General features: G+C 44.9%; 13 protein-coding genes. 6 read left to right on the top strand and 7 right to left on the bottom strand.

From position 1 onward, the window contains the following. Positions 1-120: 120 nt before the first annotated feature. Entirely contained in the window at positions 121-993 is an 873-nt protein-coding gene (locus AC5JL3_RS05475) for an SDR family oxidoreductase (protein WP_496073520.1), read from the bottom strand. A gap of 29 nt (positions 994-1,022) precedes the next feature. Between AC5JL3_RS05475 and AC5JL3_RS05480 the strand changes: the two genes are divergently transcribed. Then, positions 1,023-1,598, top strand: coding sequence for a thermonuclease family protein (locus AC5JL3_RS05480; RefSeq protein WP_192219719.1), 576 nt, complete (start codon positions 1,023-1,025; stop codon positions 1,596-1,598). Positions 1,599-1,711: 113 nt separating this feature from the next. Here the strand turns inward: AC5JL3_RS05480 and AC5JL3_RS05485 are convergent, their stop codons facing one another. Both AC5JL3_RS05485 and AC5JL3_RS05490 read right to left on the bottom strand, forming a co-directional pair. After that, positions 1,712-1,954, bottom strand: a complete 243-nt coding sequence (locus AC5JL3_RS05485; protein WP_496073509.1) for a LapA family protein — start codon at positions 1,952-1,954, stop codon at positions 1,712-1,714. Positions 1,955-2,011: 57 nt separating this feature from the next. Next, entirely contained in the window at positions 2,012-3,451 is a 1,440-nt protein-coding gene (locus tag AC5JL3_RS05490; protein ID WP_496073510.1) for a phosphoglucomutase/phosphomannomutase family protein, read from the bottom strand. 328 nt (positions 3,452-3,779) lie between these two features. Here AC5JL3_RS05490 and AC5JL3_RS05495 point away from each other — a divergent pair, with 328 nt between their 5' ends. The 4 genes from AC5JL3_RS05495 to AC5JL3_RS05510 all read left to right on the top strand — a co-directional run bounded on the left by AC5JL3_RS05495 (position 3,780) and on the right by AC5JL3_RS05510 (position 6,854). Beyond that, the gene (locus tag AC5JL3_RS05495; RefSeq protein WP_496073511.1) at positions 3,780-4,328 is read left to right on the top strand and encodes an Npun_F5560 family protein; all 549 of its coding nucleotides are present in this window, start codon (positions 3,780-3,782) and stop codon (positions 4,326-4,328) included. Continuing rightward, complete coding sequence (locus AC5JL3_RS05500; RefSeq protein ID WP_496073512.1) at positions 4,321-5,046, top strand: hypothetical protein; 726 nt, start codon at positions 4,321-4,323, stop codon at positions 5,044-5,046. Before AC5JL3_RS05495 ends, AC5JL3_RS05500 begins: the two co-directional genes overlap by 8 nt. A 168-nt stretch (positions 5,047-5,214) precedes the next feature. Beyond that, a complete protein-coding gene (locus AC5JL3_RS05505) occupies positions 5,215-5,601 on the top strand; it encodes a C6orf136 family protein (protein ID WP_496073513.1) in 387 nt (128 codons plus the stop codon). A 65-nt stretch (positions 5,602-5,666) separates the two neighbouring features. Next, on the top strand, positions 5,667-6,854 hold the full coding sequence (locus AC5JL3_RS05510; protein WP_496073514.1) for a TRC40/GET3/ArsA family transport-energizing ATPase: 1,188 nt from the start codon (positions 5,667-5,669) through the stop codon (positions 6,852-6,854). A 121-nt stretch (positions 6,855-6,975) separates the two neighbouring features. Here AC5JL3_RS05510 and dnaN read toward each other — a convergent pair whose 3' ends face one another. Both dnaN and dnaA read right to left on the bottom strand, forming a co-directional pair. Continuing rightward, a complete protein-coding gene (dnaN, locus tag AC5JL3_RS05515; RefSeq protein ID WP_192219712.1) occupies positions 6,976-8,214 on the bottom strand; it encodes a DNA polymerase III subunit beta in 1,239 nt (412 codons plus the stop codon). A 492-nt stretch (positions 8,215-8,706) separates the two neighbouring features. After that, the gene (dnaA, locus tag AC5JL3_RS05520) at positions 8,707-10,089 is read right to left on the bottom strand and encodes a chromosomal replication initiator protein DnaA (protein ID WP_496073515.1); all 1,383 of its coding nucleotides are present in this window, start codon (positions 10,087-10,089) and stop codon (positions 8,707-8,709) included. Positions 10,090-10,439: 350 nt separating this feature from the next. Here dnaA and def point away from each other — a divergent pair, with 350 nt between their 5' ends. Next, positions 10,440-10,985, top strand: a complete 546-nt coding sequence (def, locus tag AC5JL3_RS05525) for a peptide deformylase (protein WP_496073516.1) — start codon at positions 10,440-10,442, stop codon at positions 10,983-10,985. 75 nt (positions 10,986-11,060) lie between these two features. Here def and argS read toward each other — a convergent pair whose 3' ends face one another. Together argS and nadC are read right to left on the bottom strand one after the other, a co-directional pair. After that, a complete protein-coding gene (argS, locus tag AC5JL3_RS05530; RefSeq protein WP_496073517.1) occupies positions 11,061-12,818 on the bottom strand; it encodes an arginine--tRNA ligase in 1,758 nt (585 codons plus the stop codon). 200 nt (positions 12,819-13,018) lie between these two features. Next, positions 13,019-13,900 (bottom strand): carboxylating nicotinate-nucleotide diphosphorylase, encoded by an 882-nt coding sequence (gene nadC, locus AC5JL3_RS05535; RefSeq protein ID WP_496073521.1) that lies wholly within the window; start codon positions 13,898-13,900, stop codon positions 13,019-13,021. Between the last annotated feature and the right edge of the window lie 192 nt (positions 13,901-14,092).

Here is a 14,092-nt window from a genome sequence, read left to right on the forward strand (position 1 = left end):
TAACCAACTCAGAAGAATTACTGAGTTTTGTAGGAAATATATCTCAAAATCGCCCCTAACGTTTATTCCCAGCGTGGGATTTGCGCTAGCTACGGACTGTTTGGTTCACTGCCACTAACGTTAAACCTTGCCACGTAATGCCTCTAATTCTTCCCGTAGAGACAAAGGTTGATATCCTAAAGCAAAGGCTTTTGAACTATCTAAAGAAACATCAGCTGATCTTGGTGCTGCCATTGGAACATCTTTTTGTCGGCAACTTTTCAGCTTTTCTTGGGGAAGTTCTAGGACATCTGCCATTAAGCGACCAAACTCATAGCGCGAAATCCGCTCTTTCCCGCCTAAGTGGAGTACTCCCTCAACACGTCTCAAGGCGAGTAAGAGTCCACTAGCTGCTGTTTTGCCACTGGTAGGCGTTCTAAATTCATCGGTGAATAAATTTAGCTCTTGTCCCTCTCTGAGCGTTTTGATAAACGGTTGAATAAAGCTAGTAGCGCCTTCTGCGATGCCAAACATTAAAGGCATCCGGCAAACGGCGACTCTGGGATAACGCTCTAACATCCCTTGCTCTGCCATCACTTTTTGTTCACCATATTGGTTTACAGGACATACCGTATCGGTTTCCCGGTAGGGAGGATTAAGCCCATCAAAAACTAGGTCAGTTGAAGTAAAAGCGCAAGGAATGGCAGAATCAGCACATAATCCGGCTAGATCGCAAGATGCCGTGACATTGATTTGGTAGGATTCATCAGGGTGAGTTTGACAAAAATTCGGGCTAGACTGAGCAGCAGTATGGATGACGGCAGTTGGTTCAATCTCACTGAATAGGCGTTTGATTTCCTGAAAATTCCTTATGTCAGCTTTTACAAGGGTTACTCCTGAAATCTCAACGCTTTTGGAAAAGTAAGTTCCATAAACCTCCCATCCTTGTTTGGCTAGCTGGCAAAGGTTCCATCCTAAAAAACCGCTAGCGCCTGTAACTAAAAGTTTTTTCATCTGCATTGCAATAGCTAAGCTGAGTTCTAATGCCATTTACCCTACTATCAAAATCCCTCAAAACCATCACTGTTGTTCTCCTTATCCTTAGTTTGTTTGGATGTGAGGCAATATCGAAGCTATTTGGAGAAACGACCCACTCAGTTAAAAAAGTCAGTGACGGCGACACGATGAAAGTGATAGATGCCAATGGTACTGAGATAGATGTGCGCTTTGCTTGTGTGGATGCCCCAGAAGTGCCTCACTCCAATAAGGAGAAAAAAAGCAGAAAAGCTGTAGACAAAAGCCAATTTAAATGGGGAGTACAAGCGCAACAACGAGTGCAAGAGTTAGTAAAACAAGGAGGCGATCGCGTTCAATTAACCACCACAGATATAGATCAGTATGGGCGCAGCGTCAGTGAAGTCCGCTTACCGGATGGCACGTTTATTCAACAAGTGTTAGTTCAAGAAGGACTGGCACAAGTTTACCGACAATACCTGAAAGATTGTCCCAGTGCTGAGATTGTGGAGGCAGCAGAGGCAGATGCCAAGAAGCGCCGTGTGGGACTTTGGCGAGATGATAAGTATGTTTCAGCTTGGGAATGGCGGAGTCTGAAGAAGTAGAGATGGGAAGTTGAGGGAATCGGGTGACTATCAGATACCAACGATTCAGATATCCGGCTTTTAAAGAAGTTGGCTATCTCGACTTCACGAATCATTAAGAACTATAGCGGTTCTTAATCCTCATCTTCATATTGCACTTGTTGTCCAGCAAGCTGCCACAACGCAGGGACAAGTGCGCCTCCAATTAACCCAATACCAACACTAAAAGCTAGTACAATACCGACTGGCAACTGAATCGACTCAAAAGCGAGGAACTTTACTGTTATTGGCGTAAAGTTTTGGATGGCTAAAATTGCGATCGCTCCGATCCAGCCAGCTAAGATTAGGGAGGTGAGCAAGTTGGCAATAGTTTTCATAGTTGTTAGTTGTTAGTTATTAGTTGTTGGAAAATCAACTAATAACTAACAGTGCGGTTAAACTCCAACAGGCTGCATCTTGTTAATCATCTGCTCCATTGTTTCAGCAATTGTGTTTTGCTTTTCTACGGAGCTAGTTTCCATGTAGACGCGCATCAGAGGCTCGGTTCCTGATGGACGCAAAAGCACCCAGCCTCCATCTTCTAAGTAGAGTTTGATGCCGTCTTTGCGACCAATTTCTTTAACCTTAATCCCAGCAATATCGGCGGGTGGATTGTTGGTGAAGGATTCTAGAACAGCGGCTTTGTGGGCATCCTCCAAGTGTAAATCAAGACGCTTGTTGTACAGAGGACCATTGGCTTCTTTTGTCACTTCTTCCACAAGCTGACTCAAGGGTTTTCCTTCGTATGCGATCACTTCAGCAACCAGCATATCTGCCAAAATCCCATCTTTTTCTGGGATATGTCCAATAATGCTCAAGCCGCCAGATTCTTCTCCCCCAATGAGTACATCCGTTTCGCGCATTTTCTCACCGATGTACTTAAAGCCTACGGCTGTCTCGTAGATGTCTAAGCCATACTTGAGTGCAAAGTTGTCCAACAAATGGGTTGTGGCAACAGTACGAACAATTGCGCCTGTCTTGCCCTTATTTTTAATCAAGTGACGCGCTAGCAATAGCAGCACCGTGTTGGGGGTGAGGACGTTTCCTTGTTCATCAACAATCCCAAAGCGATCGCTATCGCCATCAGTCGCTAAACCTAAATCCGCCTTATCTTGTTTAACCGCCTCTACCAGCTCTACTAGCTGTTCTCCTTTCGGTTCTGGCATTCCCCCACCAAACAAGACATCACGACTGGTGTGGAAGGCTTCTGTCTCACAGCCACAGTGTTCTAGAACCGTATCTAGGTAACCGCGAGAGGTTGAGTAGAGGGCATCATACTTCACCTTCAGTTGGGCGCTACGAATCCGCTCAACATCCAGCAAGGTGTAGATAAACTGCAAATAGGCGGGTTTTGGGTCAAAGGTAGAAATTTTATTCCCGTTCTTCCCGGTTGGCAATGCCTCATCCGCCCCTTCAAGATTGGCAACAATCGTATCTGTAATCTCCGGTGTCGCTGGACCTGCATAATCAGGGATGTACTTAATACCGCAGTATGGTGCAGGGTTGTGACTAGCGGTAAACATCAACGCCCCAGCTGAGTTGAGTAGACGCGCATTATAAGCAATGACTGGCGTTGGGCAATCCCGTTCAACAATTTTCACTGTCCAACCCAAGTCTGCCAGCACTTCAGCCGCAGTACGAGCGAACTGATCGGCAAGAAATCGGGTATCGTAAGCAACCAAAACGGGTCGGTCTTTGGAATAGGCTGATTCTAGATAACTGGCGATCGCTCTTGTTACCTTACACACATTTGTAAAGGTAAAATCATCGGCGATAATCCCCCGCCATCCATCAGTGCCAAACTTAATCTTTTTCGCGCTACTTGCTGGACTCATTTGGGCTACTATCTCTCAATTCACCTCAATATTAATCGAAGCGCTTCTGATTGGCAGGGAGTTGGGGTTCCCCACCTTCCCCATCTTCTCCACCCGCCTATCCCCACCACTAAGGGCATTTATTAGGAACCTACCCTTGAAAGAGGTGCCATTTGCTTGCTCAAATGGTACATTAGCTTGCAACAGGATTTAATGAGCGATAAGCCTAAAGGCGTGCTAGGCTAACGCTTTGCTCTAGCACCTTGCTTTGAGCAAACGCTAAATTTAGTAACGCTGCCCATCGCCCTCTGCCACTGGGAGTACCATATTATCGGAGCTGTAAGCCATCGTGATCCAGACTGAAACCCCAACTCTACATACGGTTCAAGCTGAAGTTTCTCGTCTGCGAGAGGAGTTGCAACTGAGAGATCAGCTTGTACAGCAGCTATCTCAAGAGCTATTCCGCCTTGTCAAAGGCAATGCTAACTTCATGCCTCAACCAGAGGTTTCTGAGCGTCATCAAGCGCAGATGCGAGTCTTACGAGAACAGCTGCAAGATGTTGAACAACAGGTGACGTTCTACCAAGAGCAGATTTCGGGCCGTGATGGAGAAATTTATCAGCTACGGCAATCGGTTCAGGAATTAACTGACCGTTCGCGTATGCTAGAGCAGGTTGTACAGGAACTGCCGCATATCTATCGCCAAAAGTTTGCTGAGCGCATGGCACCTGTGAGAGAAAAGGTGGCGATGCTACAACGGGAAAATCGTCAGCTTCACGCGGAACTACAAAGCGTCAGCTACCGCTTAGCCGTAAGAAGCCGTAACGTCACACGGATTGATTTGCCTAGCTTCTCTCGTCCTCGCGGTGGCCCAATTCCAACCTTTGGCAATGTCTAGGGTTGTCATTGTTGTAGACGATTACACCTGTGGGGATGACGAGATTGTAGAAGCATCTCAAAGAGCCGTTGGGGAACAGATAGTGTCTGCTCTTAAGGATGCGATCGCTCTATATTCTCCCGCGCTGGCAACAGTGGATGTGGTAGAAACTTCTCAGCTTAAAAAAGCTTTAGCAAATCTCAGTCAAGATGAGGTGATAGATAAGGACATCATTTGGTGTCCTTTAACGCTCAATGTACCAAACACTCTTGAGTTTATCGGTCAAAACATCTTTCAGGCTTGCAAGCAGGAGAGAGAGTTACGCCAATGGGTGGAGCAAAAATTAGGCTATACAACGGGTGAAAGTCAGCCATTCGGTACTTTCATTTTGCCCGTGGTTTGTACGGCGAAAGGACTACTGTATGCAGAAGTGATTGGTCAGGGAGAAAGGCTAAATGAGTATTATCAACCTGTAGATTTGCCTGACAAACAACGTCAACCGCTTTATCATTTGGCTTATGAACTGCTGCAATTTTTATTAGCACCACCAGCAGTTTATCTATTAGAGTTCGGATACAACGAACAAGATATCGTATTTGATAAGCTCTTACCTTTTCCCGCAGCACCTGTGATCGCAAGTTTAGGTGTACAGAAACCTGATTTGTTCACCTGCCACTGGCACTGCTTAACGCATCAACCGATCATAGACTTGACAATTATTCCAAAGGCTTTTTCTTAGAATTTGTATCCGGGTTGTGAATACAGCCCTTTTTAACGTTCATCCCTGGCGCAGGTGATCGCTTAATCTTACGCAATCCCTCTGCCTTTTCTTGTTCAAGCGTTCCTAAAAATCTTCTAAGAAAATTACCGTTGCTATATAAGTGGAGTAGAAATCCACTCAAACGCAATGGACATCATTCAGATTCTCAAAGAAGACTATCAACGCTTCCCGGTTAACCAAACCTACAGCATCTACGCCAAAGATGTTTTCTTTAAAGACCCGCTTAACCAGTTCCGTGGTGTTGATCGCTATAAGCAGATGATCAACTTTATAAATAACTGGTTTCGTGCTCCCAAGATGGATCTGCATGAGATTCAGCAAATAGAAGACCTCATCAAGACTCGTTGGACACTTAGCTGGACTACCCCTTTACCTTGGCAGCCTCGAATTGCCATTTCAGGCTGGAGTGAGTTGAAGCTCAATGCCGAGGAGCTAATTATCTCTCATATTGACTACTGGGATTGCGATCGCCTAGATGTCCTGAAGCAGCACTTTTTCTTTAAAAAAGGTTAAATAGATAATAAATAATATAAAACCTTTTGAGGCAGACGCAAGCAACTGTGTCTTAATTAACTCCCATGCGTGTAATTCTCATGACCGGCAAAGGTGGAGTCGGCAAGACCTCCGTTGCTGCTGCTACAGGTCTCCGTTGTGCTGAACTGGGCTATCGAACACTTGTCCTAAGTACTGACCCTGCTCACTCTTTAGCCGATAGTTTCGACATCGAACTCAGCCACGAACCCCGATTAATCCGCTCCAACCTCTGGGGAGCCGAACTTGATGCTCTCATGGAACTAGAAGGGAACTGGGGGGCTGTCAAGCGCTACATTACCCAAGTTTTGCAAGCACGGGGATTGGATGCTGTTCAGGCAGAAGAATTAGCAATTCTTCCAGGGATGGATGAAATCTTCGGTCTGGTAAGAATGAAACGGCACTACGACGAAAAAGAGTATGACGTTTTGATCATTGACTCGGCTCCCACAGGCACAGCATTGCGATTACTCAGCTTACCAGAAGTCAGTGGTTGGTATATGCGCCGCTTTTACAAACCACTACAGAAAATGTCGGTAGCGCTTAGACCGCTAGTTGAACCTCTATTCAAGCCAATTGCTGGCTTTTCCTTGCCGGATAAAGAGGTAATGGATGCTCCTTACGAATTTTATGAGCAGATTGAAGCGCTGGAAAAAGTCTTAACTGACAATACACAGACCTCTGTGCGTCTAGTCACCAATCCTGAGAAAATGGTGATCAAAGAATCTTTACGCGCTCATGCTTACTTAAGCCTGTACAACGTCGCTACAGATTTAGTAGTCGCTAATCGGATTATTCCTGACCAAGTCACTGACCCCTTCTTTCAGCGCTGGAAGGAAAATCAGCAGCAGTATCGGCAAGAAATTCACGAAAATTTCCATCCTCTGCCAGTCAAAGAAGTTCCTCTTTTCTCTGAAGAGATGTGTGGTCTAGAAGCTCTAGAGCGACTCAAAGAAACACTATACGCTTCAGAAGACCCGACCCAGGTCTACTATAAGGAAAACACAATTAGAGTTGTACAAGACCAGAATCAGTACAGCTTGGAACTCTATCTTCCAGGCATACCGAAAGACCACATCCAGCTAAATAAAACGGGTGATGAACTAAATGTTCGGATTGGGAATCATCGACGCAACTTAGTACTCCCGCAAGCCTTAGCCGCTCTGCAACCTACAGGAGCCAAGATGGAGGAAGACTACCTCAAGATTCGGTTTGCTGATGCAGTTAGTAGATAATCAACCCTATTTGCCCATCCTTATTAAGTAACTAAAACCGACTTATATTCTAGAGGCTCTCTTTGGCATATAAGTCGGTTAATTTTTTTCAATCACAGCAATAGAGATTGAGTAGGAGCCATCATGCCCTAATTTGGACTGGCATGATTAAATAGGTCATTTTTAGTCCACCTAGTGGTGTCAGAATTACAGGACTATTCGCTGCATTCATCTGCATCTGAATGTGAGAGGTAGAAAGCGCCTTCAATCCATCAATTAAATACTTGACATTAAACGCAATTTCTATGCTCTCACCAGATACCTCTACTGGCATTGATTCTTGACCACTACCAACATCTTGAGCTTCCACAGATATAGAAAGCTGTTGGTTAACGCTGTCAATACTAAACTTGACAATATTATTCTTCTGGTCAGCTAGTACAGCAATTCGTTCTACCGCACTCAGCAGTTGACGCCGTTCAATTGTAATCTGGCGCTGGAACTGGCGCGGAATGAGTTGACGGTAGGCTGGGTACTGCCCTTCGAGAGTGCGGCTAGTTAAGCGATGGTCTCCCGCCTGGAAAACAATCTGACCCTGCTCAACGTGAAGCGCAACCCCCTCAGTCGATTGACGCATCCCCAACATTCGTTCTAGCTCTCGTAACGCTCTTGCTGGTAACGTAAACTCTAACTCAGAGCTATCAGATACTCCTGATGTTGCTACTGCTGGCTTTTCTGATGTCTCCACAGTATCGTCATCCACAGGACTTTGATTCACAGTTTGTACAACTGCCAATCGATGACCATCCGTAGCAGCAAATTCTAGACTATCTTGCTGCATGATCAAGTGAACTCCTGTGAGTACCTGCTTGGTTTCATCAGAACTGGTAGCAAATAATGAACCCCTTAAGCCCTCTATCAGGGCTTCTACTGGAAGATTAACAGCAACGCCTGCCTCAACATTAGGAAGTTCTGGAAACTCTCCTGCACCCATTCCTCGCATTTGATAGCGTCCTGAAACAGAAGTCAATGTCACAATCATGCTATCGCTGTCCACTTCGCCATTGGAAGCTGCTGCACTAAAGTTTGTCGCTTCTCCTGCTTTTTCCTCTAGAGTAATTTCTCCCTCTGGTAGACGCGAGACAATATCGTTCAAAAGCTTAGCAGGTATAGTGATTTCACCATCTGCCTCTACCCGGGCAGCAAAGCTTGTTTGAATGCCAAGGCTGAGATCAAAAGCGGTCAAACGTACCCGTTGAGTTTTTGTGTCTGCTGCTAATAAGACATTACCCAACACAGGATGAGTAGGACGAGAGGGAACTGCACGACTTACTAATGAGAGATTAGTATTGAGGTCACTTTGGGTACAAATCAGTTTCATAGAAGTTTTAATATCTAACTTGTTGTTGCTCAACTAGCACGACTGCATAGCAGAGCTTTATCAGGATAGTGCTGCGATTGGTTCTGGTCAATGCTCAGTTCTTTCTCCGGCTTGACCCAGTCTTTACTCAACTGTGTTTCGAGAAAGTAGGCAATTACTGAAACTTTGTTACTTGCCTTCTCTATCAAACGCAAAAAATACTCATGGATGTTTAGGCTGTGGAAAATGTGGAAAAAGTGTGTTCATGCCTTGATAGTTAATAGTTTAAGAACTAAAAAGTTGTGGAAAAGCTGTGGAAAAATTAAACATTTTTTATCAAGTATTTATACTTAGCAAACCTCATGGTCACATTGATAAGGCTTTATACAGCTTTTTTCTAAGGATTCTGTAAGCAACAGTCTGTTTAATTAGCCTTGTGCTTTTTAGTAACAAGCTTCGGTTTAGTAGTATAACGGCTTCAGGAAAGTAGTGTTTAGCAAAGCCCTGAAGCTTTCAGCCTTGGCTTTGGGTTCTGCTAGTTAGGTTAATGCGATCGCTTAGTTGACGCAGTGTTTGAGCCAATGTGGCATCACTTTCCCGTAACTGTGCAATTTTGTCGCAACTGTACATTACAGTAGTGTGGTCTTTTCCGCCAAATTCCTCACCAATTCGCGGTAAGCTCAAGTCCGTGTGTTGCCGCATCAAATACATCCCAATTTGCCTAGCCCAACTAATTTCTCGGCGCCGAGAGTTACCCTTCAAGTCTTCAGCAGAAATATTGAAGGCATCTGATACAGTCATCAATATTGTTTCCGGAGAAGCCTGCACCCTCTGTGCTGGTGGATTTAAAATCGGTGCAATGTTCTCAACGTTCATCGGTAATCCGGAAATTGAGATATAAGCTACAGCTCGAATCAGTGCCCCCTCTAGTTCTCGAATATTTGAGGTGTAGTTAGTCGCAATGTATTCAATTACTGAGCGTGGCAGACGCATATTTTCGTATTCCGCCTTCTTTTGTAAAATTGCCATGCGTGTCTCCAAATCTGGCGGCTGAATATCAGCAATCAAACCCATAGAAAAGCGAGACGAAAGGCGATCTTGCAAGCGATTAATCTGGTTAGGAGGACGATCTGAGGCTAAGACAACTTGCTTACCCGCTTCATGCAAGGTATTGAACGTATGAAAAAACTCCTCTTGGGTGTACTCCTTACCCTCAATGAACTGAATATCGTCTACCAACAGCACATCAGCGGCTCGATAATGCTCCCGAAAACTTTGCATACTATCTTTACGAATTGCTGCAATTAGGTCATTAGTGAACTGCTCTGTAGAAACGTAAAAGATTTTAGAATCAGGGCAATGCTCCAAACGGTAATGACCAATTGCTTGCATCAAGTGAGTTTTGCCTAAACCAACACCACCGCAGAGAAACAAAGGATTAAACTCACGTCCTGGAGATTCCGCTACCGCCAGAGAGGCAGCATGAGCCATCCGATTATTTGAACCGACGACAAAGCGGGAGAAAATGTACTTATGATTTAATTCCGGTAGTTTAGGCTGGTGGTTTGATGTACTCTCTGAAACGTTTGGAGTGATTGGAAATGACCAAGAAAGATCTGAATCGGCTGTAGTCGCGTTATCATCCCCCACTGTAACTGTAAGGTGAATTTCCACCGACTGACCCAAAATATCTTGGACGACATCTGCGATCGCTTTGATGTAGTACTTTTGTAACCAATTTCTAGCAAAAGGATTGGGAGTACGAATCACTAAGCAGTTATTTTCTAGCTGCTCAGCGGTTGCTGTCTTAATCCAGGTTTCAAATGTTGGTCGGCTTAGCTGTAACTGTAGACGCTCCAGTACCTGGCTCCAAAGCTGATCTGGGGAAGTTTCCACGGGCTTTTCTCCACCGTAATCTGAACATTGTCTCCGAGGCGAGAGGCGTGCTGTTTAGGGCAGTTGCTCCTCAAGCTTTACAGTATGGGCATCTTGATCGTGCGACTATCTGCCTGACGTACTTTGAGGCTTTGATTAGGATATAGCCTCATTTTGCAAGAATAGTATTATGTACCAGTTGTTGCTGATCTAGATGAGCCAATGGTCAATAACATAACTGCCTTCTCAAAGAAGTAAGTGAATGGTGCAAGGGTTTTGACTTTCCTAGACAACCACGGGAAACTATTGGGCTTTAAACTGTAGACATATTCATAACAACTAGCGATCGCGTCCTTGAACTTGACTTGATCATGGCTGAATCACTACAAATTGCACAGTTAGGCAACCCAGTCTTGCGGCAACAAGTCCAGAGGGTTGACAACATTCGAGATGAGCGCATCCAACAACTGATTGACCAACTCATTGCAAGTGTTCTGGCAGCAAACGGTGTTGGCATTGCTGCTCCTCAAGTATCTGAATCTTATCGTTTATTTATCGTAGCGTCTCGACCAAATCCTCGGTATCCTCACGCCCCCCTGATGGAACCGACAGCGATGATTAATCCTCGAATTATTGCTCACTCAACTGAAGTTATCCAAGGCTGGGAAGGTTGTTTAAGCATTCCTGGCATTCGAGGGCTAGTTCCCAGATATCAGGCAGTTGAGGTCGAGTACACCAGTCGGGATGGTCTACTGCATCGGCAAGAACTCACAGATTTTGTTGCAAGGATATTTCAACATGAGCATGACCACCTCGACGGCATTGTTTTTTTGGATCGAGTGGAGAGTATGCAAGATCTGATGACTGAGCAAGAATATCAGCATCGCATTGTCAAACAGAATCATGGAAGCCCTTGATACTTCTACTGACTCAGAAAATTAGCTCTGTGTACAACAAGGATCGCCCAAACCTGCTGGCTTTGCCATAGTCGCTTACATCCGTTCCAATACAGAGATTCCTAGCAAGGATAGTCCTAGCTTCAGAGTTTGAGCTGTAAGATCGCAAAGCACAAGCCTTGATGTTCGCAAGGGTTCCTCTGCTTTAAGTACAGGACACTGGTCGTAGAATTGATTGAACTTCTGGCTCAGTTCATATAAATACTGACAAATGCGATTGGGTAACAAGTCAGCCTCCACTAGAGTGAGAACTTCACTCAGTTGTAATAAATGCTTCCCCAATGCAAGTTCTGTTTCTTCTTGCAAAAAGACTTTTGCCTCTGCTCCCAATTGCTCAAAATCAATGTTGCCTTTGCGACTAATTCCCTGAACCCGAACGTAGGCATAAAGCATGTAAACTGCCGTATTACCCTGAAAAGATAGCATCTTATCAAAGCTGAAAATATAGTTGCTGGTTCGGTTTTGGCTCAAGTCAGCATACTTAACTGCACTGATGCCTATGATTTGAGCAACGTTAGCTTTGAAAGCTTCAGTTTCCTCACGACCTTCTTGTTGGAGTCTTGCTTCAAAATCTGTACGAGCGCGTGCGATCGCTTCATCCAGTAACTCCCGCAACCGCACTGTCTCTCCAGAGCGAGTTTTCAGCTTCTTTCCATCTTCTCCCTGTACTAAACCGAAGGGAACATGTACCATCTGGACTTCATCGGTAAGCCAGCCAGCCCGACGTGCGACTTGAAAGATTTGAGCAAAGTGATTCGCTTGTCCAGCATCGGTGACGTAGATAATTCGCTCTGCCCCATCTTGCCCAATCCGATAGCGTATAGCCGCTAGGTCAGTTGTGGCGTAGTTATAGCCTCCATCAGATTTTTTGATGATTAAAGGTAAAGGTTCACCTGTTTTGTTAGTAAACCCTTCGAGGAAAACGCACTTAGCACCAGCGTCTTCCACTAACAAGCACAGTTGCTCCAAGTCCTCTACTACGGATGGTAGCAAAGGGTTGTAGAACGATTCACCTCGCTCTATCAGTTTGACATCCAGTAAGTCATAAATAACTTGAAATTCTCGTCGGGATTGTTCACACAATAACTGCCAAGCTTGTCGGCTGTCTTCTTCTCCCGTTTGCAGTTTCACTACTTCTTGTCGGGCTGTTTCTTGGAACTCCTCATCAGCATCAAATCGCTGCTTAGCTTTCCGATAAAGCGCAACCAAATCTCCTAAATCTAGAGCGTTGGATGTTGTTAACGCCTCTGGATAAGCTTCCCTAAGATAGGCGATTAACATCCCAAACTGGGTACCCCAATCACCTACATGATTTAGCCGTAAGACCTCGTGACCCCGAAATTCTAGAATGCGGGCAATACAGTCACCAATGATTGTTGACCGTAAGTGTCCCACATGCATCTCTTTAGCAATATTAGGAGAGGAAAAATCAACAATTATATGTTGAGGCGTTTTTGCTAGTTGGACTCCTAGGCGTGGGTCGGTTTGAATATCACTTAGCTGTGCTTCTAAGTAAGCTGGTTCCAAAGTTAAGTTGATAAAGCCAGGACCAGCAATAGTAGGAGGCTGGCAAATACCTGTGACATCTAAATGTTGCAACAGTTTTTCTGCGATCGCTCGTGGGGGTTGTCCCAACTGCTTACTTAACGACAATGAGATATTAGACTGGTAGTCGCCAAATTTAGGATTGCTAGCGGGTACCACCATCGGCTCGACTGCCTGAAAATCTGCTCCGAACCCTACAGTTAAGGATTCAGTAAGTCTACTTCTTAGTTGTTCAATTATCGAGTTCATAGCACCAAATAACAGGCTCTGGACAAGCGTTAGTTTTCTTTGCTGTTAAGAAGAAGTGTATTTATAACATAACGTGAACCCGTAAGTTATCTTACTGTGACTTACTGATTTCTCACTGATTAGTTCTTCAAGGGATTCAGTTTGGTTTTGAAGTTTTTCTGTTTTAAGCGTTTTTCAATTTTGTTAACCAATCACGAGTCCTACTTTGATTGTCTTATAAAGCTATTGTCGAGATTCATGCTCAAATCCAGCCAGGTTGAGTGAGTTATCGGTGCACTACTAGAGATATAGTCAACACCAGTTTCTGCAACAGCACGAATGGTTTCGAGGGTGATGTTGCCTGATGCCTCGATTTTGATTGGATGGGGATAAGAGCGAATCAGTTGTACAGCTTGGCTGACTAAATCAATCGACATATTGTCCAGCATGATGATATCAGCACCGTGTGTTAGCGCTGCTTCCACTTCGCTAAGTGTTGTTGTCTCAACTTCAATGCTCAGGGGGTAAGGAATCTTTGACCGAATTCGAGCGATCGCTTCAGCAATACCTCCAGCAGCAGCAATGTGATTGTCCTTAATCATTACCGCATCATCTAGCCCTAGGCGATGATTCATAGCTCCTCCTACCTGTGAAGCGTACTTTTCTATGAGTCTTAAACCGGGGGTTGTTTTTCGCGTGTCTACCAGTTGTGCTGGCAAATCGGCAATTATCTCAACATACTTATGTGTGAGCGTTGCAACTCCACTAAGACGCATGGCTAGATTTAATGCCACTCGCTCTCCTATCAGTAGCGCATCAAGGGGACCATGAATATGAGCGACTACTTGCCCCAGATCACAATGGTCACCTTCCTCAACGGTTGGGACAAAGCTAACACGATCATTCAATATCTGGAAGACACGTGCTGCTATTGGTAAGCCAGCCATTACTCCGGCTTGTTTTGCCGTCCACTCCGCTTGTCCGTCGCCTACGCCTGAGCTTAACAAGCTTTGTGTAGTGCGATCGCCTCGACCAATATCTTCTATTAACCAGCCTTGCACAAGTTGGTCTAGAACGAGAAGGGGCGGTAAAACAGCGCTTATGCTCACAATACTGGCTCTCCTGAGTTTTCTACTCTATTAAGTCTCTAGAGATAACTTAGCCCAGACATGATGCTGGTAGTAAACTTCAGCCTATCTCAAAAAAAATCATCCAAGGGGTTGACACTTGAAGAATGAGAATATATATTGGTAAATGCGCTTGAGACAGACAACTGCTCCCAAAGCGCCCCGAAC

This window comes from Symplocastrum torsivum (assembly GCF_059505465.1).

Bases quoted from the DNA above. Each gene is read 5' to 3' on its own strand.
- AC5JL3_RS05475 (WP_496073520.1), bottom strand. From the start codon at position 993: ATGAAAAAACTTTTAGTTACAGGCGCTAGCGGTTTTTTAGGATGGAAC.
- AC5JL3_RS05485 (WP_496073509.1), bottom strand. From the start codon at position 1,954: ATGAAAACTATTGCCAACTTGCTCACCTCCCTAATCTTAGCTGGCTGG.
- dnaN (WP_192219712.1), bottom strand. From the start codon at position 8,214: ATGAAACTGATTTGTACCCAAAGTGACCTCAATACTAATCTCTCATTA.
- AC5JL3_RS05500 (WP_496073512.1), top strand. From the start codon at position 4,321: ATGTCTAGGGTTGTCATTGTTGTAGACGATTACACCTGTGGGGATGAC.
- AC5JL3_RS05480 (WP_192219719.1), top strand. From the start codon at position 1,023: ATGCCATTTACCCTACTATCAAAATCCCTCAAAACCATCACTGTTGTT.
- AC5JL3_RS05505 (WP_496073513.1), top strand. From the start codon at position 5,215: ATGGACATCATTCAGATTCTCAAAGAAGACTATCAACGCTTCCCGGTT.
- argS (WP_496073517.1), bottom strand. From the start codon at position 12,818: ATGAACTCGATAATTGAACAACTAAGAAGTAGACTTACTGAATCCTTA.
- AC5JL3_RS05510 (WP_496073514.1), top strand. From the start codon at position 5,667: ATGCGTGTAATTCTCATGACCGGCAAAGGTGGAGTCGGCAAGACCTCC.
- AC5JL3_RS05490 (WP_496073510.1), bottom strand. From the start codon at position 3,451: ATGAGTCCAGCAAGTAGCGCGAAAAAGATTAAGTTTGGCACTGATGGA.
- def (WP_496073516.1), top strand. From the start codon at position 10,440: ATGGCTGAATCACTACAAATTGCACAGTTAGGCAACCCAGTCTTGCGG.